At 52.0% G+C, this 23,157-nt stretch carries 26 protein-coding genes; 6 read left to right on the top strand and 20 right to left on the bottom strand.

What is annotated here, in order from left to right; translation table 11 throughout:
• Positions 1-431 precede the first annotated feature (431 nt).
• Both ACGYLY_RS27865 and ACGYLY_RS27860 read right to left on the bottom strand, forming a co-directional pair.
• Entirely contained in the window at positions 432-1,748 is a 1,317-nt protein-coding gene (locus ACGYLY_RS27865; protein WP_395285919.1) for a Cdc6/Cdc18 family protein, read from the bottom strand.
• Positions 1,749-2,209: 461 nt separating this feature from the next.
• On the bottom strand, positions 2,210-2,470 hold the full coding sequence (locus ACGYLY_RS27860) for a helix-turn-helix domain-containing protein (RefSeq protein ID WP_395285920.1): 261 nt from the start codon (positions 2,468-2,470) through the stop codon (positions 2,210-2,212).
• Between the two features lie 245 nt (positions 2,471-2,715).
• Between ACGYLY_RS27860 and ACGYLY_RS27855 the strand changes: the two genes are divergently transcribed.
• Entirely contained in the window at positions 2,716-3,969 is a 1,254-nt protein-coding gene (locus ACGYLY_RS27855; protein ID WP_395285921.1) for an RNA-guided endonuclease InsQ/TnpB family protein, read from the top strand.
• A gap of 234 nt (positions 3,970-4,203) precedes the next feature.
• On the opposite strand, the gene ACGYLY_RS27850 is transcribed toward ACGYLY_RS27855, so the two are convergent.
• The 3 genes from ACGYLY_RS27850 to ACGYLY_RS27840 all read right to left on the bottom strand — a co-directional run bounded on the left by ACGYLY_RS27850 (position 4,204) and on the right by ACGYLY_RS27840 (position 5,955).
• Positions 4,204-4,695, bottom strand: coding sequence for a DNA-binding protein (locus ACGYLY_RS27850; protein ID WP_395285922.1), 492 nt, complete (start codon positions 4,693-4,695; stop codon positions 4,204-4,206).
• Positions 4,688-5,398, bottom strand: a complete 711-nt coding sequence (locus tag ACGYLY_RS27845) for a nucleotidyltransferase domain-containing protein (protein ID WP_395285923.1) — start codon at positions 5,396-5,398, stop codon at positions 4,688-4,690. The genes ACGYLY_RS27850 and ACGYLY_RS27845 overlap by 8 nt, the downstream gene beginning before the upstream one ends.
• 137 nt (positions 5,399-5,535) lie before the next feature.
• Entirely contained in the window at positions 5,536-5,955 is a 420-nt protein-coding gene (locus ACGYLY_RS27840) for a hypothetical protein (protein WP_395285924.1), read from the bottom strand.
• 328 nt (positions 5,956-6,283) lie between these two features.
• Here ACGYLY_RS27840 and ACGYLY_RS27835 point away from each other — a divergent pair, with 328 nt between their 5' ends.
• Complete coding sequence (locus tag ACGYLY_RS27835; protein ID WP_395285925.1) at positions 6,284-6,520, top strand: hypothetical protein; 237 nt, start codon at positions 6,284-6,286, stop codon at positions 6,518-6,520.
• A 69-nt stretch (positions 6,521-6,589) separates the two neighbouring features.
• Here the strand turns inward: ACGYLY_RS27835 and ACGYLY_RS27830 are convergent, their stop codons facing one another.
• A complete protein-coding gene (locus tag ACGYLY_RS27830) occupies positions 6,590-6,835 on the bottom strand; it encodes a HalOD1 output domain-containing protein (RefSeq protein ID WP_395285926.1) in 246 nt (81 codons plus the stop codon).
• Between the two features lie 943 nt (positions 6,836-7,778).
• Here ACGYLY_RS27830 and ACGYLY_RS27825 point away from each other — a divergent pair.
• Together ACGYLY_RS27825 and ACGYLY_RS27820 are read left to right on the top strand one after the other, a co-directional pair.
• On the top strand, positions 7,779-8,027 hold the full coding sequence (locus ACGYLY_RS27825; RefSeq protein ID WP_395285927.1) for a hypothetical protein: 249 nt from the start codon (positions 7,779-7,781) through the stop codon (positions 8,025-8,027).
• Positions 8,028-8,031: 4 nt separating this feature from the next.
• The gene (locus ACGYLY_RS27820) at positions 8,032-10,131 is read left to right on the top strand and encodes a type B DNA-directed DNA polymerase (RefSeq protein WP_395285928.1); all 2,100 of its coding nucleotides are present in this window, start codon (positions 8,032-8,034) and stop codon (positions 10,129-10,131) included.
• 207 nt (positions 10,132-10,338) lie between these two features.
• Here ACGYLY_RS27820 and ACGYLY_RS27815 read toward each other — a convergent pair whose 3' ends face one another.
• Positions 10,339-10,497 (bottom strand): ribbon-helix-helix protein, CopG family, encoded by a 159-nt coding sequence (locus ACGYLY_RS27815; RefSeq protein ID WP_395285929.1) that lies wholly within the window; start codon positions 10,495-10,497, stop codon positions 10,339-10,341.
• Positions 10,498-10,807: 310 nt separating this feature from the next.
• Between ACGYLY_RS27815 and ACGYLY_RS27810 the strand changes: the two genes are divergently transcribed.
• Positions 10,808-13,273: a PAS domain S-box protein gene (locus ACGYLY_RS27810; protein ID WP_395285930.1), complete on the top strand. Its 2,466-nt coding sequence runs from the start codon at positions 10,808-10,810 to the stop codon at positions 13,271-13,273.
• A gap of 755 nt (positions 13,274-14,028) precedes the next feature.
• On the opposite strand, the gene ACGYLY_RS27805 is transcribed toward ACGYLY_RS27810, so the two are convergent.
• The 3 genes from ACGYLY_RS27805 to ACGYLY_RS27795 all read right to left on the bottom strand — a co-directional run bounded on the left by ACGYLY_RS27805 (position 14,029) and on the right by ACGYLY_RS27795 (position 14,948).
• Positions 14,029-14,280, bottom strand: a complete 252-nt coding sequence (locus tag ACGYLY_RS27805) for a hypothetical protein (RefSeq protein WP_395285931.1) — start codon at positions 14,278-14,280, stop codon at positions 14,029-14,031.
• Between the two features lie 129 nt (positions 14,281-14,409).
• Positions 14,410-14,808, bottom strand: a complete 399-nt coding sequence (locus tag ACGYLY_RS27800) for a type II toxin-antitoxin system VapC family toxin (RefSeq protein ID WP_395285932.1) — start codon at positions 14,806-14,808, stop codon at positions 14,410-14,412.
• The gene (locus tag ACGYLY_RS27795) at positions 14,805-14,948 is read right to left on the bottom strand and encodes a hypothetical protein (protein ID WP_231186359.1); all 144 of its coding nucleotides are present in this window, start codon (positions 14,946-14,948) and stop codon (positions 14,805-14,807) included. The genes ACGYLY_RS27800 and ACGYLY_RS27795 overlap by 4 nt, the downstream gene beginning before the upstream one ends.
• A 370-nt stretch (positions 14,949-15,318) precedes the next feature.
• Here ACGYLY_RS27795 and ACGYLY_RS27790 point away from each other — a divergent pair, with 370 nt between their 5' ends.
• Entirely contained in the window at positions 15,319-15,732 is a 414-nt protein-coding gene (locus tag ACGYLY_RS27790) for a HalOD1 output domain-containing protein (RefSeq protein WP_395285933.1), read from the top strand.
• 107 nt (positions 15,733-15,839) lie between these two features.
• Here the strand turns inward: ACGYLY_RS27790 and ACGYLY_RS27785 are convergent, their stop codons facing one another.
• From ACGYLY_RS27785 to ACGYLY_RS27740, 10 genes are all read right to left on the bottom strand, one after another.
• Positions 15,840-16,022, bottom strand: coding sequence for a hypothetical protein (locus ACGYLY_RS27785; RefSeq protein ID WP_395285934.1), 183 nt, complete (start codon positions 16,020-16,022; stop codon positions 15,840-15,842).
• Positions 16,023-16,463: 441 nt separating this feature from the next.
• Entirely contained in the window at positions 16,464-16,715 is a 252-nt protein-coding gene (locus tag ACGYLY_RS27780) for a hypothetical protein (protein ID WP_395285935.1), read from the bottom strand.
• Positions 16,716-16,805: 90 nt separating this feature from the next.
• A complete protein-coding gene (locus ACGYLY_RS27775) occupies positions 16,806-17,579 on the bottom strand; it encodes an ABC transporter permease (protein ID WP_395285936.1) in 774 nt (257 codons plus the stop codon).
• Positions 17,576-18,556 (bottom strand): ABC transporter ATP-binding protein, encoded by a 981-nt coding sequence (locus tag ACGYLY_RS27770; RefSeq protein WP_395286017.1) that lies wholly within the window; start codon positions 18,554-18,556, stop codon positions 17,576-17,578. Before ACGYLY_RS27770 ends, ACGYLY_RS27775 begins: the two co-directional genes overlap by 4 nt.
• Before the next feature lie 944 nt (positions 18,557-19,500).
• Entirely contained in the window at positions 19,501-19,674 is a 174-nt protein-coding gene (locus ACGYLY_RS27765; RefSeq protein WP_395285937.1) for a hypothetical protein, read from the bottom strand.
• A gap of 5 nt (positions 19,675-19,679) precedes the next feature.
• A complete protein-coding gene (locus tag ACGYLY_RS27760; RefSeq protein WP_395285938.1) occupies positions 19,680-20,078 on the bottom strand; it encodes a hypothetical protein in 399 nt (132 codons plus the stop codon).
• 111 nt (positions 20,079-20,189) lie between these two features.
• Positions 20,190-21,248, bottom strand: a complete 1,059-nt coding sequence (locus ACGYLY_RS27755) for a DMT family transporter (protein WP_395285939.1) — start codon at positions 21,246-21,248, stop codon at positions 20,190-20,192.
• A 380-nt stretch (positions 21,249-21,628) separates the two neighbouring features.
• Positions 21,629-21,946, bottom strand: a complete 318-nt coding sequence (locus ACGYLY_RS27750) for a hypothetical protein (protein WP_395285940.1) — start codon at positions 21,944-21,946, stop codon at positions 21,629-21,631.
• Positions 21,947-22,311: 365 nt separating this feature from the next.
• Entirely contained in the window at positions 22,312-22,704 is a 393-nt protein-coding gene (locus ACGYLY_RS27745) for a PIN domain-containing protein (RefSeq protein WP_395285941.1), read from the bottom strand.
• Positions 22,701-22,955, bottom strand: coding sequence for an antitoxin VapB family protein (locus tag ACGYLY_RS27740; protein WP_395285942.1), 255 nt, complete (start codon positions 22,953-22,955; stop codon positions 22,701-22,703). Before ACGYLY_RS27740 ends, ACGYLY_RS27745 begins: the two co-directional genes overlap by 4 nt.
• Between the last annotated feature and the right edge of the window lie 202 nt (positions 22,956-23,157).

The following is a 23,157-nucleotide window of genomic DNA, read 5'->3' as shown; positions in this document are numbered from 1 at the left end:
AGTTATCTGGGTTAGTCGAGTTATCTGGGTTAGTCGAGTTATCTGGGTTAGTCGAGTTATCTGGGTTAGTCGAGTTATCTGGGTTAGTCGAGTTATCTGGGTTAGTCGAGTTATCTGGGTTAGTCGAGTTATCTGGGTTAGTCGAGTTATCTGAGTTTGTCGAGTTACTATGGTTATTCAGGTTATCCATATACAGCATGTTATTCGCGTTAACTATAAAATTACGGGTTAGACATGCGAATGAAGGCGTGACTCATACAGTTGGGTGTTAGTATACTATACTAACCAGCATGGTCGCTCAACGAAATGAGCACCACCTGTTGCACCCAACAAGAGGGTGCCACTCGCTATATGGGCGCTAGTAGCACAATATCTGACAAATGCCAACAGTAGAAAACAAACAAGTCGGTAAAGGGAAGAAGAGGCTTGTATTAGGGTTCACCCAATGTTCTTCGGAACTTCTGTACGAATGAACGACTAGCAATATCGGCCAGCCTCCCTGACTCCCCATCCTCGTTTTGGGTAACAACTTCACGAGCAACATTATCGTCAATACCTCCCAGTTCGTACTTGCGGTAACTCCCGCCGGACTTACCCTCGTTGCTTTCCTCATAAGCAAGAAAATCGCGGACTAAGAGATCGGAGACACGTCGACGAAAACTCCGAAGAGAAAGAGTATCAGTGTCTGCTGCTTCTGCCACCAGGGAATAGGCCTTGTAAATATCCTTGCTACGGAGCGGCGGATAGCCAGCATCCTCAAGTTTCATTACGGCCATCATCGTCAGTTTGCCCTGAATTGGGAGTTGTCGTATTTCGTCTGCTGTTCGTCCTTGTTCCTCGCGCTGACGGGCTTCACGGACATCTTGCTCAGAGATAGTGTCGCCATCGCGCTCACGACATGACTTCCCAGAGAGGTACATAAGAGAGAGTGCATCGCGAGCGCTGCCAGATTCCTGCGCAACAAGGGCCGCAATTAGCGGAATGACATCGTCGCCCAGAACGCCGTAATCTGTCACCCCTGCTTCATCATGATACTCAACCCCAACGATACCTTTCGTAGCGCGTTGATACAGGATCTTGCGCAAGTCGTTTGCGTCATAAGGGGGAAACAGAATCTCCTCATCACACAAGCTATCCTGGACACGGGCCGACAAGCCACGTTTGAACGAGAAACTATTACAAATGCCAACAACACCAACTTTGGTTTTCTCTGGAGGGACGTTCCCATTATCATTACACCGAGGCAATGAATAAAGAATCTCGTCATCGGACCCGATCGAGTCGATCTCGTCAAGAACAATAACGCAGTGAGTTGCATCTATTTCACGGAGATGGCGATAAAGCGTATTATAAACGTCACCAGCAGGAACACCAGTCGTCGGAAAACGGTTAGCCTCTGTCCGGAATTTATTGATGAGATTGGCCGCAACCTGATAGGAGGTGTTGAGCTGCTTGCATTCGAGGGTTATTACTCTGACTGAGATCTCATCACCATTGACCGAGAGGTCGTTTGCATCCTCGATCAATCGATCCATCACGAGTTCTGTCCCTTTTGTTTTCCCTACGCCCGTTTTGCCATAGAGAAACACGTTCCGAGGTCGTTTTCCTCGGACAATCGGCTTGAACGTTTGTAGATATTCGTTTAGCTCCTCATCACGAGCTACCATCTCCTCAGGAGTATAGGAATCTCGGAAGACATCTTCATCCAAAAATATTGGATCGTCTGCGGATAGATGGCCTAATCCCATGCGTGTCGTATCAGTCTAATTCTATATAAATCCCCCTGACCGTAGTGACAGGAGTATCGTGAGTTACAGCCGTTGCATAGTCCACCCCACTTTGGCAGGAGTTGTGAACTATGATCGCCACACGGTCAGCGAGTAGCCATCGATAGTCAGACACCCCACTTTGTCATGAGTAAATGGCCGCGAGAAGCGTTCTTAGACACGTATTCTACGATACGAATCCCCCACACCCCCCACTTTGTCATGAGTAACGTTGTGCGAAGGGGGATTGTCCAGCGGTCACGATACTACTTCTAGCTAGGAAAATTATTTACCCTAATAGCACAAACAATACCCGTAGTATAGATAACCCAATTCAATTTGCTAGAATGATCAACTCTAGATTTTGATTTCGGTTACTTTGTCTCGATTTACTCATGACAAAGTGGGGTGGGGGTGATCGTCAGTCCGTGGAACTCTGGTAACTAAACGATTGGCTCAACAACAACGTGTTCGTGCTGCAGATACGGCTTCTTCGCACGCCCATCCGTTTCAAAGCTGATCACACCATGGCGGGCCAGCGTTTCGAGGTCACGACTCACTTGCCCCTTATCGCGGTCGAGTTGGCGTGCGAGATCACGGACTGATACAACCTCGTTCTCGGCGAGATATGTGATGAGGTCACGTCGTTTTGGAGTAAGGATTTCAGCCGCGCTTTCGTGGCTCAGGACATGGACGCCGTCCATTCCACCGCGAGCAAGCGCTCGTGCCATCTGTTTTCGGCGGTCACGGCGTGATTGCTCCGAGGAGGGTGTCGAGGGTGTATCCGATCGTGTGGATTCAGCGTGATTCGAGGTGGAGCCTCCGGCCTCAAGGAGCGAACGAAGTGAGCGAGTAGGCCGGAGAGGAAACCGGCCAGGATTACACAACCGCAGCACGGTGGCTACCCGACTCCCGGATGCTTAAGTGCCATTGAGTTATAATCTGAACCATGGAGGTGCGTCGAACTGCAGCGGTTAAACTCACCGTTCCTGACGAGTGGCGCGACGACCTCCACGAATCTGCCCGCCAGTTCCTCCACTGTGCAAACCGTGCGAGCGAATTCTGTTGGGACGATACCAGCTACAAAAACTGCATCACTGCCAACAACACAGCACGAAACGCACTCTACACGGAACTCCGGGCAGAAACAGACCTCACCGCGAACCTCGTTCAAGAAGCTATTCGACGCGCCGTGCAAGCAACAAAAGGCATCGTTGAACGATGGAAACAAGGCAAACGAGTGAGCCGACCAGAGTTCACGTCATGGAGCATGGTCTACGACAAGCGGAGCGCGACATTCTACCGCGACCGTGTTTCCCTTTCGACCGTCAACGGACGTGTCGAGTGCGACTTTGAACTGCCGGCGAGTAGTCCGACACCCTACGAACGATACGTTCTCTCGGAAGACTACGAGTTCCGAGCGAGTACGCTTCAATACGACAAAGCGACCGACGAGTTCTACTTCCATATCACCACACGAAAGTACGACGGGGAAGACGAAGACGATCCCAAGGTTTCGGCAGATACCGAGCACCAAACAGTTCTCGGTATCGATCTTGGCGTTAACAGTCTCGCGGTCGCTTCAACTGGTATGTTCTGGCAAGGCGATGACTACGACCACTGGTGCCGTGAGTTCGAAAAGCGGCGTGGTGAGATGCAACAGCGCGGAACGCAAGCCGCGCACAACGCGCTTCTACGCCTCGGCAAGCGCGAAGAAGCATGGCGAAAGCAGTACATCCACACAGTCGCCAACGAAATCGTCACGGAAGCCGTCGAACACGACTGTGACGTAATCGTGTTTGAAGAGTTGACCGATATCCGCGAACGGCTTCCACACGCGAAGTGGCACCACATCTGGGCATTCCGGCGTCTGTTCGAGTACGTCGAGTACAAGGCTCCGGAACGCGGCGTCACGGCGAAGCAGGTCGCGCCGAACCATACGTCTCAACGCTGTTCTCGAACGGACTGTGGGTTCACCCACGAGTGCAACCGCGACGGTGAACACTTCCACTGCCAGAAGTGCGGCTACGAAGTGAACGCGGACTATAACGCGGCGAAAAACATCGGGCTACGGTATGCTCGAAAGCGACACCACAGACTACGTTCCTCGTCCACGTCGGGGAGCGTAGACGCACCAGTAAACGTGCGTGTGAATGGTGGGATGGTGAACGGCAAGCGTCACCGGCCAATTGCTGGTGACTGATTGCCAGGAGTCCACATCAAAGCCCCACCCTCAGGGAGCGAGCGGGCTATCCCGTGAGCGATCAGGGTGGGGTAGTTTACACATGGTAATATTCTTACCGTTGTGTAGTAGCCACAACTACTAATCACTAGTTCTCGAGTTTCACGAATCGAACAGAGAAAGCACTCTCTGATTTGGATTCGGTCTACTCAAAATGCTGCTCTCAATAAGAATACGACTCCAAAGCGATGATTCTCATCTACAGAGACAATTGAAATGATCTCGTGGATGATCCCGCAGGAACGTATGTATCGTTATCGCAAGTTCGAGCATCGCATCCGCCTGCTCGGCGGTAACTGCCCGCCCTGAATAGTACGACGCCGCTCGGTTCTCGTTGTACAGTGCTTGGAAGTCTTCTTTCAAATCGTCGCTGATCACTCCCAGTTCAAACGCGCGTTGGTACGCGTATTCATGGTCCATGAAATCGTGGACTGCATCGTCGCTCATTGCGATAGCATAGAATTCGAATGAGCGTTCAATCGCCCCAAACGCGAGTTCTACGACTGCTGTATGGTAGCCATTTTGATCTTGAAGCGTCTGTGCAGCGGCAATCAGACGGCATGCCTTCTTGAGCTGTGCTTCCTCTTCGGTCAGTTCGGCAAGTCCTTCTTCCGGCGTTCCACCTCGCTCAAAGGATCGGTGTGCCGTATCGAGTGCATCTGTGACTACCTTTGGATCGTCACTCATCGACTAGGTCCTCCATGATTGATTGGAATTTCTCGAACTCTTCGGTCTCGGACAGCGTGATCCCGGAGACGACGGTTTCAGCGATGTCTTCTGTATGGGCGGGCACAGACGCAGGGGATTCAACAACAATATGAAAATCGTATCGTTCGCCATTGATTTGCTCCGATGCGAGTTCTTTCCCGATTTGCGCTGCTCGTCGTTGGTTGCGGCCTCGGTGTTCGCGGACCAGCACCCAGAGATCAATGTCGCTTTGTCGATCCGCTTCACCCCGTGCGACACTCCCGTAGACGAGAATTCCGAGGACATCATCGAGGTCTTCATTGAGTGTCTCGACAGCAGCTCGTACCGGTGCGTGGAATTCTGCCTGTGGGATACGGAGCAACGGATTATCTGGAATCATCACCCGTTCTCGATTGATACTGACGAGTTTCTTGTTTCCTTCCTGTCGAATGTGGACGAGGTCATTTGCTGCGAGCACGTCGACTGCTTTTCCGACGGTCCGATGTGTGACGTCCACCATGGACGCAAGTGTTCGGATCGTGTACTCCTTGAAAGGACGATCAATTAAAAATTGAAGCAATTTATCTGTTGCTTTGTGGCGATAGAGATTCGGGTTGCTTGCTGGCACTGGAACCTGTATCGTCGCTGCAGATGTTTCTTCACCTCCCGTTGACGCCGCGTGTTGGCTACTTTCGCTCTCCATAGATACCCTATGTAACCACTACTATAAAAACTTTATACGTATAAGATTTGAATAGGTGTATGAGAATTGCTGAGGTGATGGTCGCAATCAGCACGCAGCGAGAGTTAGTATCAAATACTAACTTGCGATAACCACTTTCAGACCTGCTCTTTCCGAATCGTCACGATATCTGCCGCTACACGCTCCGATCCTTCTGTTGCAATCACGAGCAGATTTGGCGCTGGCGTACAGGGCGCTCGATCACCGACGTGGAATCCTGCATCTGCAGCACCCGGTAGTTGGACTTGATAGCCATTCCCTGCGATATGGAGTGAAGCGTTTGTAACGCGGTGGATCGAGACGGTGTCGAGCGCGGCTGAGGTCGCCAGCTCGACCATATTCTCGTCTGTGATACGGTCGATGTCGACGACGAGAAGGAGGCCGTCGAATGCAAACACTCGGATGTCTGCGAAGCGAGTGGGTTCGTCGTCGGTCTCTTCAACGAGTCCAGCGGCTCTGGCTGGCTTTGTGACCTGGAGAGCGAGGCCATCGCCGGACCGTTTGATTGTGTTGGGCATTATCGGTTAGTATGACATACTAACCAATGAGTGTTTGCTTCGTCAGTCCTGTTCTCGGTTCAGTGATAGTGACGAGAATGGTCGAATCGAGTCTGCAGCGGTGCATTCAGTTTCACTTCCGCTGTGGTTGGCTGAAGACTTTATCCGTCGGGTACCAAGCATCGAGTGCAGTTAGCGTAACCCAGCAGACGATGTGGATTCTCGTACTCATCCCAACCCATACACCCACATCGGCTGTTTATTCCCCTTACTACACCCCACTCAGTAGTGGCACGAACAGACTCTGACCGAGGGTTTACCTGTGCGGTAGCTCAATTGGAGCGTACGAATGGGTCCAAACGAGACGTCGCCACTCTCTCCACTCGCCCAAGACGCGCTTGATGCGCTCGCGAGAAATCTTCCAGAAGAGCGCGAGCTCACCTACGGGCACGCCTATTCGATTTTGGACGATGAAGAGGATCTTGGACGACCATCTGCCGAAGATATTATCGAACGATTGCACGATAAGGGCCATATTTACGAAGTGGAGGGAAAGATTCGACTCACGGATTACAGCTCTGAATAGCGACGTCAGTCTCGGTAGTGCTTATTGGTCGATTCGATACGAAAATCTCCTGGACGTTGTTTGGGGTGGTTAGTTCAGGATGGCACTTTCGCTCTCGGTACGTTGTGATCCAAGTGGTTCGTAGATGCGGACGGTGTTGTCGCTCCGAACGCTAACGAGGTGGTTCTCAATCACAAACCGCACTTCGACACCACTCTGTTTTGAGCCACTTGCTTCGATAAGCTCTTCGAGGGCATCCGGATTGACGTGCTGGTATAAATTGAGCGACGTCTGGCCACCTGGTGGTCTCAGTGTCTCGACGACCGTTTCGATCACACTCACTGGTAGTGAGTGATCTGGATCAATCGATTGGGTCGCGATTAGGGCGTATTGTGGTGGGGAATTTGAGCCAGTAGATGTGTTCTCGTTTTCGAACCAGTTTGTTGTCTCGACGGTTCGTATGTTACTGGGCATATTTTCCCTTTGTCCTGTAACTATTTGAGTAATAGCTGCCTACCTCCAAAACTCCCTGAACGTCACTAGAAAAGTTGACTTACAAGGGTATATTGTGGTTTTAGTGCGCTAAATAGATACTAAAATCAAATTTTGTGCTTACGGTATCTCTTTTATACTCCCGACCAGTGGTTTACATGCACTCACACAGCCCACAGCAGAGACACACTGTCTGGTGCCATCACCCAGAGACATCCATCATAATTGGCTCCCTGTGAGTTGCCTCCCGAACTGCCGCCATCCTCCCTTTCTGACTGGATCTTCCATAGCTTATTGCATACTGATTGTGATGAGTCGTTGGCTTTCGGAAGCACGAATCGGAAACAGACAAATCGAGGAGGATTTGCTCGATATGGCCGGGTTGCTTTGGAGTGAAATTGATGTACGTTTCGGTCCGATAGTCCAGTGCACACCGCTTCGGAGCATCTATCGACCTCCGAGGAACTAATCTCGTCACTCATAGTGTTATCTTCGATCGATTCATCGAGCCGATTTCTCCACAAGTAGCTCCATACCGCCCGAATTTCGCATATGGAGTGAACTCCTATCTAGTCGAAAACGCTTGGGCTGAGTCGAATGCGTTGCACCCTTCTCACGGTGGTGTCGTCCGGTCAGAACTCCCGTCAATAGCGGTCTTGCTCCTCCCAGTATGGTAGTCAGCAGGTGGCGCTACCGATGCGTGTTGACCGGGGTATTTCACCTATTGGAATATTCGGAAGCGACCCTGGCTTGCCTAAGGGACTCTCGGTGGTCGTGTTTACTTGCAATGAGCCAAACCAGCCAAATCGCGACGGGATGGGACGAGTATCGCCGAGCGCTTCGACCAACTGATCAAGCAGTCTTTGATCGACTTTTCGAGTATGCCCAGCTGCATACCGATCCAAGCACGGTTCACAAGCCATTGTTCGTCGAGACGCCCATTCTCATCTCGATGTTGCTCGAACAGCAGATCCAGATCGACGATTTAGAAGAACGGCTTGATCACGTAGAGGAAGATTTGAACGGCCAGGGATGAGGTCATGGTGTACAAAATCGACTACGTCGACGGCGACGTGCTCAGATGGTCGGTAACTGAGACGGGGGTGGAGTGTGAAGTCGATGAATCGTATACACCCACAATCTACGTGTCCATCCATGGCGACGGTGAGTTTTCAACAGCACGTGCTGCACTTCGTGATCATCCCGCTGTTGCTCGGGTTGTCGTCGTTGATGAACGTGTGAGTTTTCGGCACGATCCCGAGCAAGTACTTCAGGCGGATGTGGTGGACCTTAAGGCGGTAAATTCAGTGGCACGAATGGTGAGTAAGTGGGGCTCTCCCGGTGAGTATCGCTGCTACAACGTTGATTTCTCGCGGGAGTTTCGCTATTGTCTTGAAGAGGAGATTGATCCATTGCCGAAACACGAACTCTCACAGATGCAGATTGCCGTCTCGGAGACAGAACTCGCGAGTGAGCGGGTTACTGAACTCACGATCGATGATGAGACGGTGACTGGGAGTGGCGAATACGTGTTAGCAACATTTTCGGCTCGTGTGGAGTCAGTTGATCCGGATGTACTCTTCCTGAATACCAGCGACCTCATTCCCATTCTCTTCCAGCAGGCCAATCGGCTCGATGTGGAGTTCCAGCTTGGACGACGTCCGGGGTGGCAGCAACTGGCGGGTGAATCAACCTACGAAAGTTATGGCCAAGTCGGACACTCCCCGGCACGGTACAATCTCCCAGGTCGGGTGATTATCGATGGCTCGAATACGTTCATGTGGAATCAGACGAATCTCGATGGTTGTCTGTATCTCGTTGAGCAGTCGGGCAAACCACTGCAGGAGTTGGCGTGGTCGTCAATCGGGAATATTCTGACTGGCATTCAGATCCAGGAAGCTCGGGAACGTGATGTTCTTGTTCCGTGGCGTTCGTGGCGTCACGAGAAATTCAAAACGATGCGCCAATTGCACGATGCCGACCGAGGTGGGTTCACCTTTGCGCCGGACGTCGGGTTACACGAGGACGTTCACGAACTCGATTTCTCCTCGTTGTACCCGAATATCATCGTCACGCGGAACGTGAGTCCCGAGAAGATCCGGTGTGAGTGCCATGCCGATCGGGAGGACGTGCCGGGTATTGGGTATTCGATTTGTGATGAGCGTGGCTATCTTCCGGATGTGCTTGAGCCGTTGATCGAGGACCGTGATGCGATCAAAGCCGAGATTCGAGCGACTGAGGATGAAGAGCGTCGTGAGGAGTTGGAAGGCCAATCGAGTGCGATCAAGTGGATTCTAGTCTCCTGTTTCGGCTATCAGGGCTTCTCGAATGCGAAGTTCGGACGAATCGAGTGCCACGAGGCGATCAACGCGTATGCGCGGGAGATTCTGTTGGAGACGAAAGCAGTGCTGGAGGAGCATGGGTGGCGGATTGTGCATGGTATCGTCGATAGTGTGTGGGTCACACCGATCGACGGCGAGGAACAGAGGTCGTTGTCTGCGCTTGTATCGGAGATTTCTGAAGAAGTAGAGATCCGACTTGAGCACGAAGCGCACTACGACTGGATCTCGTTCGTTCCGTTGCGTGATTCGGATGCTGGTGCCTTGACGAAGTACTTCGGGAAGGTTGCTGGTGAAGACGAGTACAAGTATCGGGGCATCGAGTGTCGCCAGCGAAGCACACCGTCGTATATTGACGATGCGCAGAAAGCGTTGATTCGAGCGGTGGATGCGTATCGTGATCCAGAGGCAGTTTGTGAGGAATTACGGTTGTGGGTTGATCGCCTTGAACGGGGAGCGGTTGATCCGAATGAGTTGGTGATCACGAATCGGGTTTCGAAACAACGAGAGGACTACACGCAATCAACGCGGAGTGTGGCGGCACTGGAGCGAGCGGCTGATTTGGGGCTGGCGCGGTCGCCTGGTCAGAGTGTGTCGTATATGGTGGTGGAGGATACAAAGCAGTCGCGAGAGCGGGTGAGGTTGGCAAGTGAGGAGTTGGACGAGTATGATGTCGGGTTTTATCGACAGTTGTTGGTTCGTGCGGCAGCGAGTGTGGTATCGCCACTTGGGTGGCGTGAATCGGATATCGAGCAGGAATTGGGGCAGTATACCGAGTCGAGTTTGGCGTCGTTTGGGTGAGGAATGGCGAGAAAATCGGTATTAAGATAGCGCAACTTTGCGTTGAGGAGGGAGACAAACGAGTGGTTCGTTGATGAGGAGTGCCTCATCTATGAATGCCGACACTGTGGCACATCGCTGGCAGCCACCGACCAAGTGTGTTCTACGTGTGGGTCGATCGAAATTGTCGAATTTGACGTGTCGTGATCTTTCCGCGACAGACTTAGATTACTTATCACGAGCTTTCAACCACTGATCGAGGAGCTCACGGATTGCTGCATCACGGTTCTCTCGATGGTGAGCAAATGCAATGTCATCGATTTGTTCAAGTTCCTCGGCTGTGAATTCGAGGGTGACTGAATCCATATCGAGAAAGTCCTGATCCATCAAGGGAAGTCTCGAGCGCCCTCAATAAGTAGATTTGTCAGACACCCATTTGGCTTATGGATACATTCTCGTAAGCGATCATGGACGGTTACAGCTCTCAGATTGCTACAAACACCACTGACACACTATCCTGATAACGTGTGTATTGAGGTCGTAGAGTGGAAATTCTACCGAAGAAAATTGGTTATTACTTTTCTCTTTAGTAATCATCCATGATCCGGACCAGAGTGGATGAAATAATCCGAAGTGTTATAGTGGTTCTTGCTCTTCATTTGCTCCACTAAATGGTGTTACACCACCGCATATCACCATGACCCACCAACCTGATCACGATACAGCTGCTGAAGAGTTCGCAGCGCATCTTAGCACTGAAACCACCTTTTTTCGTGACCTCGTCGAACATGCACTCGATGGGTTTCTCACCTTCGATCCGAGCGGAACCATCGTATACTCAAATCACGCAGTGGAACGCCTTTTCGGGTGGTCTAAAGACGATCTCGTCGGTCAATCATTCCTGCAATTGTTTCCAGACCAACACCGGGAAGCCTATCGTGAATCATTCTCTCGACGTGTCTATGATGATCCGCGGGAGGTGAACCATGAGTACGCTGAACGAGTCGGATTGCACAAGGACGGGTACGAATTGCCCTTAGCGTTCTCGCTTTTTGAACATGAGTACGAAGGACAGCAACTTTTCACGGCAATCATCCGTGATATCTCGGAGCGAAAACAGCGAGAGACAGAACTCGAGAATGCCAAACAAAAATACGCAAAACTCGTTGAAACCACCCCTGATGCGATTTTCATCGCGGATGCTGAAACAGGAATGGTCGAGGACGTCAATCAGGCCGCTGTCTCACTCATGGGGAAACCACCGCACGAGCTCTGTGGGATGCATCAATCGGAGCTCCATCCTCCTGACCAAGCAGACCAATATACGGCAAACTTCCAAGAGCACGTTGAGCGCGGTGGCGTCCGCGGTGATTCGACGGGTGTGATTCGGCACGATATGGACCAGCACGTCGTTCACGACGATGGCTCTCGCGTTCCTGTCGAAGTTAGCTCCGGCGTTACTGAACTGGACGGGAAAACAGTCATACAGGGAATCTTCCGGGATATCTCTGAACGGCAAGAATGGGAAGAAGAGCTCCGACAGGAACGCGATCTCACGGAACGAATTCTTGAAACGAGTCCGATTGCAATCGGCGTCTTCACACTTGATAGGCAACTCGTTCGGGCGAATGAACAAGTTGAAGAGATTCTTGGGGTTTCAGTAGACCAGTTGACAAGCCTTCCCACCTTAGATGAGGAATTTACCCTGTATGATGCCGAGAACCGACCCATCGATCCTCAAAACGGTTTAATGACAGAAGTCATCGAGACTGGTAGCCCAGTATACGATTATGAAGCTATTCTTGAGCGAGCAGACGGAGAGCGGTGTTGGATTTCGTTGAATGCAGCTCCGCTCTGGTCGCCAGATGGTGATCTCGAATATCTTGTTTTGGTTGGCGAGGATATCTCCGAACGAAAAGAACGCGAAAACGCTATCGAACAACAGCACGATCGCCTCGAAACGCTGAATCGGATTAACCGACTCATCCGCGAGGTCAACCAAACGCTGGTTCGAACGACAACGCGAGACGAAATTGAGACCAGCGTTTGTGAGCGACTCGCTGCCTCCGATCTCTATCAGGACGCGTTCATCGGTGAACGTGCGTTACCGAGTGGTAGAATTAAGCCCCGTACTGGTGCAAACCTTGATGCAAGCTATTTCGATTTACTAGACGAAGTCGATTCGACGGAGACGAGTACTGGTGGTGCCGCCGAAGCGATCCGAACACAAGAACTCCAACTGATTACGTCAATCCAATCTGATTCTCGATTTCCCGATTCATTGCGAGACGAAGCACTGGCTCGGGGGTATTGCTCTGTGTTGTGTATCCCGATCGTGTATCGTGAGACGACATATGGAGTGTTGGTCGTCCATGCCTCCCGATCTGACGCATTCAGCGAGCGAGAACAAGCGGTCTTCGAGGAACTAGGTGAGACGATTGGTTACGCGATCCATGCTGCGGAGAGTAAGAAACTACTCCATACCGATAGCCATTATGAACTCACATTTGATCTCACCGAGACGACAGCGTTTTTTGTTACTGCATCTGCTGATTTACAGTGCTCGATCACGCTCGAAGATCTCGTGCCTTCAACGGACAAAGAACTGCTCTACTATATCACGCTGGAGAACGCTCCAGCCGACGCGTTTCTCGAGATGGCACGCAACCAGCCGATTGTTAGAAAGGCTCGCTGTATCAGCACAGCGGCGGAGAGCAGTTTGCTCGAAATCGTGTTTATGGGGGCGTCGACGTCTCCACAAGTTCTCATCGAACGGGGTGCCCGCATCAAACACGCGAAGGTGACTGAAGGGAGGGGGTCGCTTGTTGCTGAAGCCCCTGCCGATGCTGATATCCGTGCGCTTACGGATGCTGTGCAGTCAATTTATTCAAATGCTCGTCTTACAGCGAAACAGGAGGTCAAGCGTTCTCGCCCACCGCTCAGAAGACAGCACGCGCGGCTGAGGGACCAATTGACTGACCGCCAGCAAGCATCCTTGACCGCAGCATATAATGCAGGCTTCTTCGAGTGGCCGCGTGAGAGTACTGGTGAAGCGGTTGCTGATTCACTCGGGGTTTCGGCACCGACGTTCCACCAGCATCTCAGAGCAAGCGAACGGAAGCTCTTGGCAGTGTTCTTCGGGGAAGCAGAACCGATGGACTAGCACGCAGGTCCTAACTGTTTAGGAGTGCTGCTTTTTGAGAGAGGTTTACAAGCAAGATCCATGAGTACACCGCAATCGACGAGTACGACAAATCTTTCCACAGGCCATGTGGTAGGCCTGCTGAGGCATGAACAGCGTCGTGCAATCATTACGTATTTCGATCAAGAGACGACCGATCGCGCCAGCGTTGACGACCTCATTGAATATATCGTCTCTTTGGATTCGAGGAGCGGAACAACGTCAACTGAGCACCGTGAGCGGGTTAGAATCGGGTTGTTCCACAACCACTTGCCACGATTAGCGGATGCTGGCGTGCTTGAATACGACCAGCGGAGTGAAACGATACGCTATTGGGGGTGATTCTCGACTCGAAGCGCTTCTCGAGACTGCTCCCAGCAATAAAAAATCGATTTGACTCTTCACCCGAGCGCTGGAAAGCGGAATTGAGCGAGAGAACGAACGTTCTCTAATAGACGGAAGTTACTCTCGTGAGATATTTGTGGGTCACCAAACGCTGTACGATTGTGATTATATTCCCTCTTTCCGTCGGTTGTCGCCAAACTGTACCGTCGATTATACCGTTGTAATAGAGGGGGGTCGCTCTCGCGACCCCCTCGCTTTCGCAGAAATAGACGCACTCCACCGTAACCAACCGATTACTACCACCATGTGTCACCTGCAACGCGGTGTGAATCTCGTGTGGTGGCTTGGTTCGAATGGGGGTTCGTCGAACCCCCGTGATTACAACGCTATAATTAGCGTCCTCCGTTGCCTCCCGCGTTGGCTTCGTGTGCTCGCATCCACCCGGCTAAGTCGGGATGAGCGAACGTGATTTCGATGTGATGCCCCCCGACGCCCATTGCATCGTCCACACACAACGTCCGTGACTCTTTGTAGGTCTCGCCGGGAACGCGTTCGGCCATTTCCTCCATCACGCGATAGCCGTCGTTTGTGTACACACAGCCATAGTGCGTTGCAACTTCTCGATAGCCTAACCGTGCGACCATCACGTCATTCGTCTTGGCGACGTTCTTCGCGTGCTCGAGGACATCGAGATACTTGTTCTCAACTTACTGGTGTTTTTATTTGCGTGAGAATGAAGCGAACGCTGGTACCCACTGATTCAATAACACTGTCTATGACTCGTCGATGATTTCTTCTGGTGAGCGTGCTCCTGCTTCGATGAGTTCCTTGTCGAACGAGACTAATGTCGTGTCTTGGCTTTCGGCGCATGCTAAAATAAGACAGTCCATCGGATAGAGCAGTGTTTCCTGATGCCGTTTGTTTGCAGTAAGCATGTCGGATGCATCTGGAACGACAATTTCAACCTGGGATGTGACCCGTCGTTCTAATTCGGCAACACGCTCTTGTTTGAGTTGCTTCTTTTTCCCGAGGACACTCCGCAACTCCATCACATTTAGCAGCGAAGTGTAGAAGTCTGCCTTGTGGTTCAAGAAGTCAACTGCAACATCTCCTCGGTTCGGTTCATCTGTAAGTGCCGCAATGAAAATATTCGTATCGACAAAATACCTCATTCGCGTTCCCGTAGCTCCCGAACCGCAGCAACAGAATCCACGTCAAGCTCGCTTGCTTCGCCAGCAAGCGCGTCACCTAATCGCGCTTTTTCATCGGTGGTTTTCGTCAGATCCGTGAAGTCGCTCGCTAAGATACTCATTACATAGCCATTTGTGTGCCAGCCTAAGAAACCTTCCCCCTCACAATGAAATACCGTACCGCGCGCTTCCCAGAAGAGGAGAGCTTCTTCCCGTTCCTTCTCCTATTACTCGCCGGTTCGGTCGCGCACTTTTTTTATTAGTCCTGATTCGATTCTCGCCGATATCCCCGAAGTTGTCGTTCATCTGGGGGTTTCAATTATTCTCCTTGGATTTATCTATCGAACCTCGCGCCACGGGTACGACGAGAGCCAGCTCAAGCAGATTATCCGATTCGGCTGGATCGGGGCACTCGGAGCGTCGAGTACAGGAGCTGTGTGGATAATTCTCAACCTCTCTCGGGAGTCACCCATCGTCAGCCTGACTAACGAGATGATAACCGGCATCAGCATCGGAATCGCAGGGGGAATTCTCGTCGGCCAATACTCTCTCCAGACTATTCAACGGGCTGAGTCTGTAGAAGCCTTCGAACCAAGACACAACCGGGTGGTGACCGAATCGACGTGGACACACCAATCTCACCCGAATCCTATCCTTGCTGAGATTGTCACACAGATCGCAGACCTCAAAGATACCGACCCTCTGTCAATAACTCCTATCTCGGAATATATCGATCCGGACGTGCTTGCGAAATTGACCGAGGAAACCGAAACGGAGTGGCAGATAGCATTCCAGATCGAAAACTACGAGGTTCACGTAAGCAGTCACGGGACCGTCACGGTGTACGAGACTGATTACAGAGGAGATGGGGCTGGAGAGGTTTCCAGCCCTCGCGATACGTCATGACCAGCATAGACCATCCAATCCGTCGACTAATCCTCTCTATCCTCTCTGAGCACAGTGAACACACTCGGTCGGAGCTCGCTAAACGGCTCGCAACCGATTCAGATATCTCAACGTGTGATACCCATCATCTTGAGATCGTTCTCCACCACAATCATCTTCCCCGACTTGACGATGAACAGTATATCGAGTACGACCCGCGGTCGGGCGATCTTAGGCGCTGGGAGGATCCCGAGGTAATTCGAGCTCATCTTGGCGAGTGAACAATCGTGTCCCGCGGTTCGGTCGGTCATCAACAGACCTGTTCCCCATCCTTCTGACTGCGGAGAGAACACGGTCGAGTTGATAGGTATGTCCACCTACTCCACGGATGATTCACTGCAAAGAGGCGGAAGAAACGATAGCTGCTTGTTGCATCATCCTCTCTATCTGGCACACCATCCCGAACAGGTCATTGGTGGTTGACGTTCAACTACTGGCCAGTCTGCTCGGAACACTTTGCCCCGTTCTCAACCAAGCCGTCCTCGACTGTCGCTAGCGGGAGTCGTCGATTACACCGTTGTAATAAGGGGGGGTTGACTCTGCCAACCCCCCTCGTTTCGCAGAAATAGACGCACTCCACCGTAACCAACACACTACTACCACCAATGTGTCACCGGCAATGCGGTGTGAATCTCGTGTGGTGGCTTGTTCGAGAGGGGGTTCGCAGAACCCCCGTGATTACAACGCTATAATCAGCGTCCTCCGTTTCCTCCCGCGTTCGCTTCATGGGCTCGCATCCATCCGACGAGGTCGGGGTGGGCGAACGTGATTTCGATGTGATGCCCGCCGACGCCCATTGCGTCGTCCACACACAGCGTTCGAGATTCTTTGTAGCTCACGCCGGGCACACGTTCGGCCATCTCTTCCATGACGCGATACCCGTCGTTCTTGTACGCACAGCCGTAATGCGTCGCCACCTCTCGATAGCCCAACCGTGCAACCATCACATCGTTCGTCTTGGCGACGTTCTTCGCGTGCTCAAGAACATCGAGATACTTGTCCTCAACTTGCTGACTCTCTTGAGAATTGGTCGCTTAGTACTGTCCAAGTAGCCCGTCTCGGCGGGCACGATGTTGGGACCATCGGAACACAACGTAGCCTAAGCCCAAGTAGACCACTGCAGTGAGTAGCAGGATCAACAGTTCGGCCGACGGCAGTTCCCAGAGAGTGCGATTTTGTTCCATACTTTGGCGGAGGAGGTAACTTCCTTGCGCAAGTGGAAGTAACTTCAGCCACGGGAAATCTCCAACTGGTGCGGCAATGAGACCAATGAATCCGATATTCATGAGCTGGATGAAACTCTCGATGCGCTTGTACACCAGTGCAAGTCCAGCAAACACGAAGCCAACACCGACTGCAGAACAGAGGGTTACCATCCCAAGGATGAGAATTGAGCCGCTGTTCAGATGGAGGGATTTGCCCGTTGTCAGTAACATCAACAAGAGCATGATCACTCCCCACGTGAAATTGAACAGCATGCTCACGATCGCTTTCACTGCCATCACTACCCGCAAGCCAAACGGAGACATGTAGAGTTGTTCTAACGTTCCCCACTGAGCTTCCAAGGTCACGGTCCAAGCGAGACTGCCAAATGCGAGTGAAGCAATCGTCCAGAGGAAAAATCCGACAATCACGCCGTCAAATGATCGAGTGATTGCAGGTCCCACGAGTAGTTGACCGCCGAAGAAGATAGCGATGAAATACACGTAAATCGTGAGCACCTGCGAGAGACTATTGACTGGGTACCGAACAAGCAAAGTCAGATCCTTTACTGCGATCGCTTTGATCAGGGGTCGGAATGCACTCATTGATGGTCCTCCTGAAGTAGGTTCGCTGGAGTCGCGTCGTCTGTGAGCTTGAGGAACGCGTCACTGAGGTTCTGTTCGAGTGATCGCACCGAGCGTAATGTAACGTCTTTCTGGTGAAGTGTCTCCATGAGGTCGTAGAAGGAATTCCCAGATTGGAGTCGAACCTCAAATTCGATCTGATTCGACGTTCGTGTCCAACTGTGTGCGTCGTAGTGTTCGGTGAGCATCGTACGGAGGTGGTCTGGTAGCGACGGTTCGGTACTGATTCGATACGATTGGGTCTGGAAGAGATCAATGAGTTCGTTGACACTGCTGTCCTTTATAATTCGACCATCATGCAGGATGATAACCCGATCACAGATTGCCTCGACGAGGTCCATATTGTGGCTGCTCAGGACAACAGTCATCGATTCGACTTCTGTAAGTCGACGAATCTCGCGTCGAAGTTCGAGTGAACTCTCGATGTCCAATCCGAGTGTTGGTTCATCGAGAAAGACAACGGTTGTCTGTCGTGCAAGCGTACAGATGAGTGATGCTTTTTGTTTCATTCCGCGTGAGAGCTCGCTGATTGGCATGTCTGCTTTCTCTATGAGGTCGAACTGTTTGAGCAACTGTTCGTGACGATCTGATGCATCGTCTGGATCGATACCATTGAGGCTCGCAAAGAAGGCGAGATTCTCACGGACTGTCAATCGCCAATAGATGTTTCGTGCCCCTTCCAACATCGCGGCAACGTGGTGATACCGATCAAGTCGGTCGTCTGCTCCGTCAGTACCGGCGAATTGAATGGATCCGCTTGTCGGTTTGACGAGCCCGAGAATCATCTTGAGCAGGGTCGTTTTCCCGGCTCCGTTTGGACCGAGAATACCGACTACTGTCCCAGGTTCGATGTCGAAATCGACGCTATCGACGGCTCGAAAGGCTGAGTCGTCCTCTCCGTAAACCTTCGTGATGTCTTGGACGGAAATCACAGGCATTGACTCCCTGTTTGTGGAATTGCCTGCAGTCATCCGAGAATCACCCCCGTTGCGCTTACTCGGGGCACCCACGGTGGATTCTGAGATACTGAGCTCTGAGAGATTACGGTAGGTATGCTGGTCAGAACACTGCTATTGCTACGAAAACTCCGTACTAGCGAATCGTGGTTGCTCTGTTTGCAGATTCTCGTCCCTATACAGCGTATCTGGGTCTGCTTTCCAGGGATTTGGTAGCAGAGACGGCTGTCCGAAATCTCAGCTGCAGTGCGTTGGTCTTGCGTTATGCGGGGGTTGTGTGCCAGTTGTTTGGCTACTGTCGACATGTGGTTGATGTGGCTTCATGGGATATGGTTGGAACTACGCAACGCGTAGAACAATGGTGCTTGTAGCTGGAGTTCACACTACAGTGCGTGGTCTACGCCATGCAGAGCGAACAGATCGCAAAAAGCCAGCTACAATAGTATCATTGGAAACCAGTTGACCTCTCCGATACTTAGCCTTTTTTGTAGTATGTGATCGCTTGCCTAGGCCCTTTTTTGCTAAAATCCTATTCGTTCGTCATCTCGCGGAGTGAATCCCCATTCGCGTTTCTGAAGTTCTCGGTCCGCTGCAACAGAGTCAATCAATAGATCACTAAGACACATCTTATCTCGTCCTTTGCGCGCCAGACCGAGCATCTTCTGCCGTTTTTGCACCCCCAACGTGACTCTCAAGTGAGTAAGGAGTATCATTGTCCCGCTCCGACCACAGACGCGGTGGCCAGTACCAGCTCTCCCCCTCCCGCTGGCTCCTAGCCGATAGATGCCGATACAACTGCCGTACTTACGAGTAACCGTACGGCGTCAGTCCCGAACTGTGTCAATTCGAGACGTCCACGACCGCGTTTGCGTTGGTATTCGTGTTAGATTTGTGTCCCTCTCGGGCGTGATTTGGCTCCGACCACGCTACTCTCCGGCAACCCCGTCTGTGGTCGGAGTGTCGTTTGTGTTCTCCGCTGAAACCTCACCGGGCAGCTCGACATCGGCCTTGAGGACAAGACGTGTTTCTTGGTAGCTCAATCCGTCCTTGGATCGCTGGCGTTTGATCTTCCCGAGGCGGCCATTCGAGAGTTCGTGCATTGCGTCTATCGTCCGCCGGGCAAGTGGAAGTAGGTCTTGCCGTCGTCTTTCGTGATGCATTCCAGTTTGTTGCCATCGACAGTGATCTGCTCTTTGTCGACATTGTCGGCGAGCAAGTGGGCACTTTTCTCGAACTCCCGGGCTTGTAACTCATCGATGCGTTCGCCAGCGGACTGCGTTTTGCGGGCCAGTGCCTTTCTGTGGGCTTTCGCTTTGGCTGCCTTGTTTTCTCTGGCATCGACTCGTTGTTCGAGCTCGTCGATTCGCTCGTCTTTCTCAGCGACTTCCTGCTCGAGGTTGTCAACACGGTCAGTGAGCGACTGGACATGGTCAACGAGGTCGCTAACCGAGACGTCGTTATCATCGAGAACACTGGACGCTCCGGACGTAGTGGGGTTACTCATTGGCGGACACCTCCACGATACTGTGATGTCCTCTGCTGACGTGGAGAGACGCTCATGCATATATTGTGTGAAATAGAGAATCGACGAAGTTAGTCCGCTGTTGGAAGCGAATCAGATTCCCGATTCGGTGACGACATACGCGTTCCCGTTCACGACAACCACACCGTCATCCTCCTGTGATACGGATCGTGAACCCACCACAGGCACGCTTGTAAGACTCGTCAAAACCACACGCCCTTTCAGCACCACAAATCCACTCATAATGAGGATGAACCCAGCCAGGGTTGCGGGCGTGACGTGATCGCCAAGAAGCAGCCACCCCGCAATTGCCGTGACGACTGGTGTCGCATAATTCACCAAGCTGGTTTCGTTTGGCCCGACGGTTTCCACCAACTCGAAATAGAGAACGTATGCGAGTGCACTCGCAAAGACCCCGAGGTACACTAACGGAGCGATTACATCGATAGCTACGGCAGCTTGTGGGATTGGTTCGCCAACAAGTCCGTAACTGATGCCGTGGAGAATAATCGCGCTGACAGCCATGCTCCAGGCGTGTAGTGGAATCATTGACATTGATCGAACGTATCGTGCAGCGAGAACTGAGCCGAGCGCAAATGCACTGGTTGATGCGGCGATGAGTCCGACACCAACGAGTTGCCCGGTCGTTGCAGTGTCCGGATTGGCGATTACGATAATGCCAGCGAGTCCAAGGAGTGTACTGACAGCTCCACGCGCACCCAATCGTTCATCGGCGAGCAAGACGTATGCGAATACCGGTGTCAATACCGGCGTGAGACTGATGAGCACTGCCGCGATAGCACTGGTCACATACTGCTGGCCAACAAATAGGAAAATCGATGGAACGCTAATAATCAACACGCTCCCAACGGCAATGAGTTGGAGATCACCGATGGATTGCGGGCGAATATCTTTTCGTAGTATGAGCGCGGTGCTAATGAGGGCGAGACTGGCAATGTCGTATCTCATCGCGGCGAATAAGACCGGTGGGAGTGATTCAAGGCCGAGATTCATTGCGACAAAGGAGCCGCCCCAGAGGCATGCAACGGCAACGAACAGGAAGGCAGGGTGTTGAAGAGTGTTATGGCGGCGCATGTTGGTTGAGAGGGTTGTAACGTATGCAATATGTTGTAATGAATCTGTTCGGAACATTGTTATCAGGGAACACCCTTGCGGATCCGGTCAGAAATCGATTAGTGGTTAGTATCCAATACTAACACAGACGAGTTCCACTCCTTGGGAGCAGATTTCTCGCGGTGATACGCGAATGGCTTCTTTTAGACTTGTTCCAATCATACTCGTACTCGGTAAACAGCTCTCGCGTTACACTGTCGTAACGCACCCCGAACGTCCAGTGTAACGCACAATGAGTCCTTCTTTCGCCTCGCAATCGAGAGGAGAAAAGAAGGATTCGTTACACCCCACAGTAACCAGATGATAATTACGAATCAGAACGGACGCAATTTGCGTCCGTTCCTCATCTCCGCTGGTACTGTGGGGGCGGTGGTGTTACGCCCGTTCGTGGGCGGGCGTTACGACAGCGTAACGCCCTCCGTGCCTGTGGTGTCCTCTGACATTCCGACCGTGTCGTCCGTTGCGCTCGTGACTGGGGTTGCGTCCCAGAGAGCCTCGTCCTCGGCTGTAACCGCGTCTAATCGATCGTCTTGCTGGGTACGTTTTTTGTCCTCGAGATGGTTGTTGACGCGACTCATGTACGTTTCCCACTCGTCTTGATCGGCGACGAGCGTGAGCTTCGATCCGCCCGTTGAGAGCGTAATCAGATTGTCCTGGTCGTGTGGATCTCGCTCGTCTTGAGGCTTCTCACTCGAGAGCTTCGCGACGAATTTCATCGTTCGGCGCACTGGTTCCGATTTGTATCGAGCCCGTGTTCATCGAGGATGTTCCGCACCTGTGCAGACGAGAGTTTCCACTTGCCCTGTTCTTTCACCGCTCTCGCGTGGAATGTTTCCCACACGAACGTGGCTCGATATTTGTCCCCCGAAAGGCCGTGGGTCTCTGTTTTTAGTGCCTTGGTCTTGCGGTGGATGGGAACAAGTTGCTTTGGGTCGGCTGTGACAGTACCGCTGGTTGTACTCCCATCCGCGGCATTTTCACAATCATCAAGTGTGCCGTCGGGGAGATCAGTTCCGGTGTGCACGTCGACGATCTTCCGATCCCAACCAGCGAGCAAGAGCAGCGCGTTGCCAAAAAGATGCTAATATTCCTTTACGAGGACACCGTCAATGCGGTCAAAATGATCCACATTACGGGTGACAACTGGTTCTTCGACTTCGATTGCAGTCGCTGCAATCAAACAATCGTCAAGCCCAACGGTTATCCCATCGTTTTGTAACTCACCGTAGAAGCGTCCACCACGGCGGGCAATCGATTGGGTGACTGGGATGATCTCTTTACTCGCGGTGACGTCGGTGATTTCGGTGTACTCCGCAAGCGAGTTATCGACACGCGGAACACCTGCTTGTAGTTCAGCAAGCGTGATTGCCGACACGCGAAGTGGTTCTGGCGACGCTTCGAGGTCACGTGCAGATGCCACTGCATCTGGATCTGTGTGACGCAGATCGAGGAGAAATGTCGTATCCAGAATCACGTGTCGTCCTCGTGCTCGTTACGGAGGCTCTCACGGACAGCATCTGCGCCCTCACTAAGACTATTCCCGGCGCGCTCGACAGACTCAGCATAGCCATCGTCTGGTGAGCCAGTGCCGACGATTTCAAGTAGCGATCGTTCCCCTGCTAATCGCTCGACAACATCGCTGAAGCTTTCACCCTTTCGTTTCCGGGCTTTCAACCGTTCGTACGCACTCTCATTGAGTGCAACGGTTTTGGTGTCGGAGCTCATATTTATAGACTAGTGTGCAAATTCTATAAGGGTTTGTGTTCTGCTATCCTGTACGACGTTCTTTGCACATTCGAGGTCATTGAGATAATTATCCTTGATCTGCCAACTCTCTACGCGCTTTTTGAGGACGTTCACGAGTTCAGTATTCTGTTCTGAGTGCTGGACCGTCTTGAAGAGTTGGCGACCTGCATTCGAACAAAAC

It is taken from the genome of Haladaptatus sp. CMAA 1909, from assembly GCF_043952005.1.
Classification (GTDB): Archaea; Halobacteriota; Halobacteria; order Halobacteriales; family Haladaptataceae; genus Haladaptatus.
Note: the sequence above shows the minus strand (reverse complement) of the source record. Positions and strands in the feature narration are given on the sequence as shown.

Excerpts from the sequence above, each read along its gene's own strand:
- ACGYLY_RS27775 (WP_395285936.1), bottom strand. The coding sequence starts at position 17,579 with ATGAGTGCATTCCGACCCCTGATCAAAGCGATCGCAGTAAAGGATCTG.
- ACGYLY_RS27790 (WP_395285933.1), top strand. The coding sequence starts at position 15,319 with ATGATAACCGGCATCAGCATCGGAATCGCAGGGGGAATTCTCGTCGGC.
- ACGYLY_RS27860 (WP_395285920.1), bottom strand. The coding sequence starts at position 2,470 with ATGGACGGCGTCCATGTCCTGAGCCACGAAAGCGCGGCTGAAATCCTT.
- ACGYLY_RS27850 (WP_395285922.1), bottom strand. The coding sequence starts at position 4,695 with ATGAGTGACGATCCAAAGGTAGTCACAGATGCACTCGATACGGCACAC.
- ACGYLY_RS27865 (WP_395285919.1), bottom strand. The coding sequence starts at position 1,748 with ATGGGATTAGGCCATCTATCCGCAGACGATCCAATATTTTTGGATGAA.
- ACGYLY_RS27825 (WP_395285927.1), top strand. The coding sequence starts at position 7,779 with ATGAGCCAAACCAGCCAAATCGCGACGGGATGGGACGAGTATCGCCGA.
- ACGYLY_RS27805 (WP_395285931.1), bottom strand. The coding sequence starts at position 14,280 with ATGGTCGCACGGTTAGGCTATCGAGAAGTTGCAACGCACTATGGCTGT.
- ACGYLY_RS27845 (WP_395285923.1), bottom strand. The coding sequence starts at position 5,398 with ATGGAGAGCGAAAGTAGCCAACACGCGGCGTCAACGGGAGGTGAAGAA.
- ACGYLY_RS27785 (WP_395285934.1), bottom strand. The coding sequence starts at position 16,022 with ATGACCGACCGAACCGCGGGACACGATTGTTCACTCGCCAAGATGAGC.
- ACGYLY_RS27770 (WP_395286017.1), bottom strand. The coding sequence starts at position 18,556 with ATGCCTGTGATTTCCGTCCAAGACATCACGAAGGTTTACGGAGAGGAC.
- ACGYLY_RS27740 (WP_395285942.1), bottom strand. The coding sequence starts at position 22,955 with ATGAGCTCCGACACCAAAACCGTTGCACTCAATGAGAGTGCGTACGAA.
- ACGYLY_RS27820 (WP_395285928.1), top strand. The coding sequence starts at position 8,032 with ATGGTGTACAAAATCGACTACGTCGACGGCGACGTGCTCAGATGGTCG.
- ACGYLY_RS27750 (WP_395285940.1), bottom strand. The coding sequence starts at position 21,946 with ATGAAATTCGTCGCGAAGCTCTCGAGTGAGAAGCCTCAAGACGAGCGA.
- ACGYLY_RS27800 (WP_395285932.1), bottom strand. The coding sequence starts at position 14,808 with ATGAGGTATTTTGTCGATACGAATATTTTCATTGCGGCACTTACAGAT.
- ACGYLY_RS27815 (WP_395285929.1), bottom strand. The coding sequence starts at position 10,497 with ATGGATCAGGACTTTCTCGATATGGATTCAGTCACCCTCGAATTCACA.
- ACGYLY_RS27760 (WP_395285938.1), bottom strand. The coding sequence starts at position 20,078 with ATGAGTAACCCCACTACGTCCGGAGCGTCCAGTGTTCTCGATGATAAC.
- ACGYLY_RS27855 (WP_395285921.1), top strand. The coding sequence starts at position 2,716 with ATGGAGGTGCGTCGAACTGCAGCGGTTAAACTCACCGTTCCTGACGAG.
- ACGYLY_RS27765 (WP_395285937.1), bottom strand. The coding sequence starts at position 19,674 with ATGCACGAACTCTCGAATGGCCGCCTCGGGAAGATCAAACGCCAGCGA.
- ACGYLY_RS27835 (WP_395285925.1), top strand. The coding sequence starts at position 6,284 with ATGGGTCCAAACGAGACGTCGCCACTCTCTCCACTCGCCCAAGACGCG.
- ACGYLY_RS27795 (WP_231186359.1), bottom strand. The coding sequence starts at position 14,948 with ATGAGTATCTTAGCGAGCGACTTCACGGATCTGACGAAAACCACCGAT.
- ACGYLY_RS27840 (WP_395285924.1), bottom strand. The coding sequence starts at position 5,955 with ATGCCCAACACAATCAAACGGTCCGGCGATGGCCTCGCTCTCCAGGTC.
- ACGYLY_RS27755 (WP_395285939.1), bottom strand. The coding sequence starts at position 21,248 with ATGTTCCGAACAGATTCATTACAACATATTGCATACGTTACAACCCTC.
- ACGYLY_RS27780 (WP_395285935.1), bottom strand. The coding sequence starts at position 16,715 with ATGGTTGCACGGTTGGGCTATCGAGAGGTGGCGACGCATTACGGCTGT.
- ACGYLY_RS27810 (WP_395285930.1), top strand. The coding sequence starts at position 10,808 with ATGACCCACCAACCTGATCACGATACAGCTGCTGAAGAGTTCGCAGCG.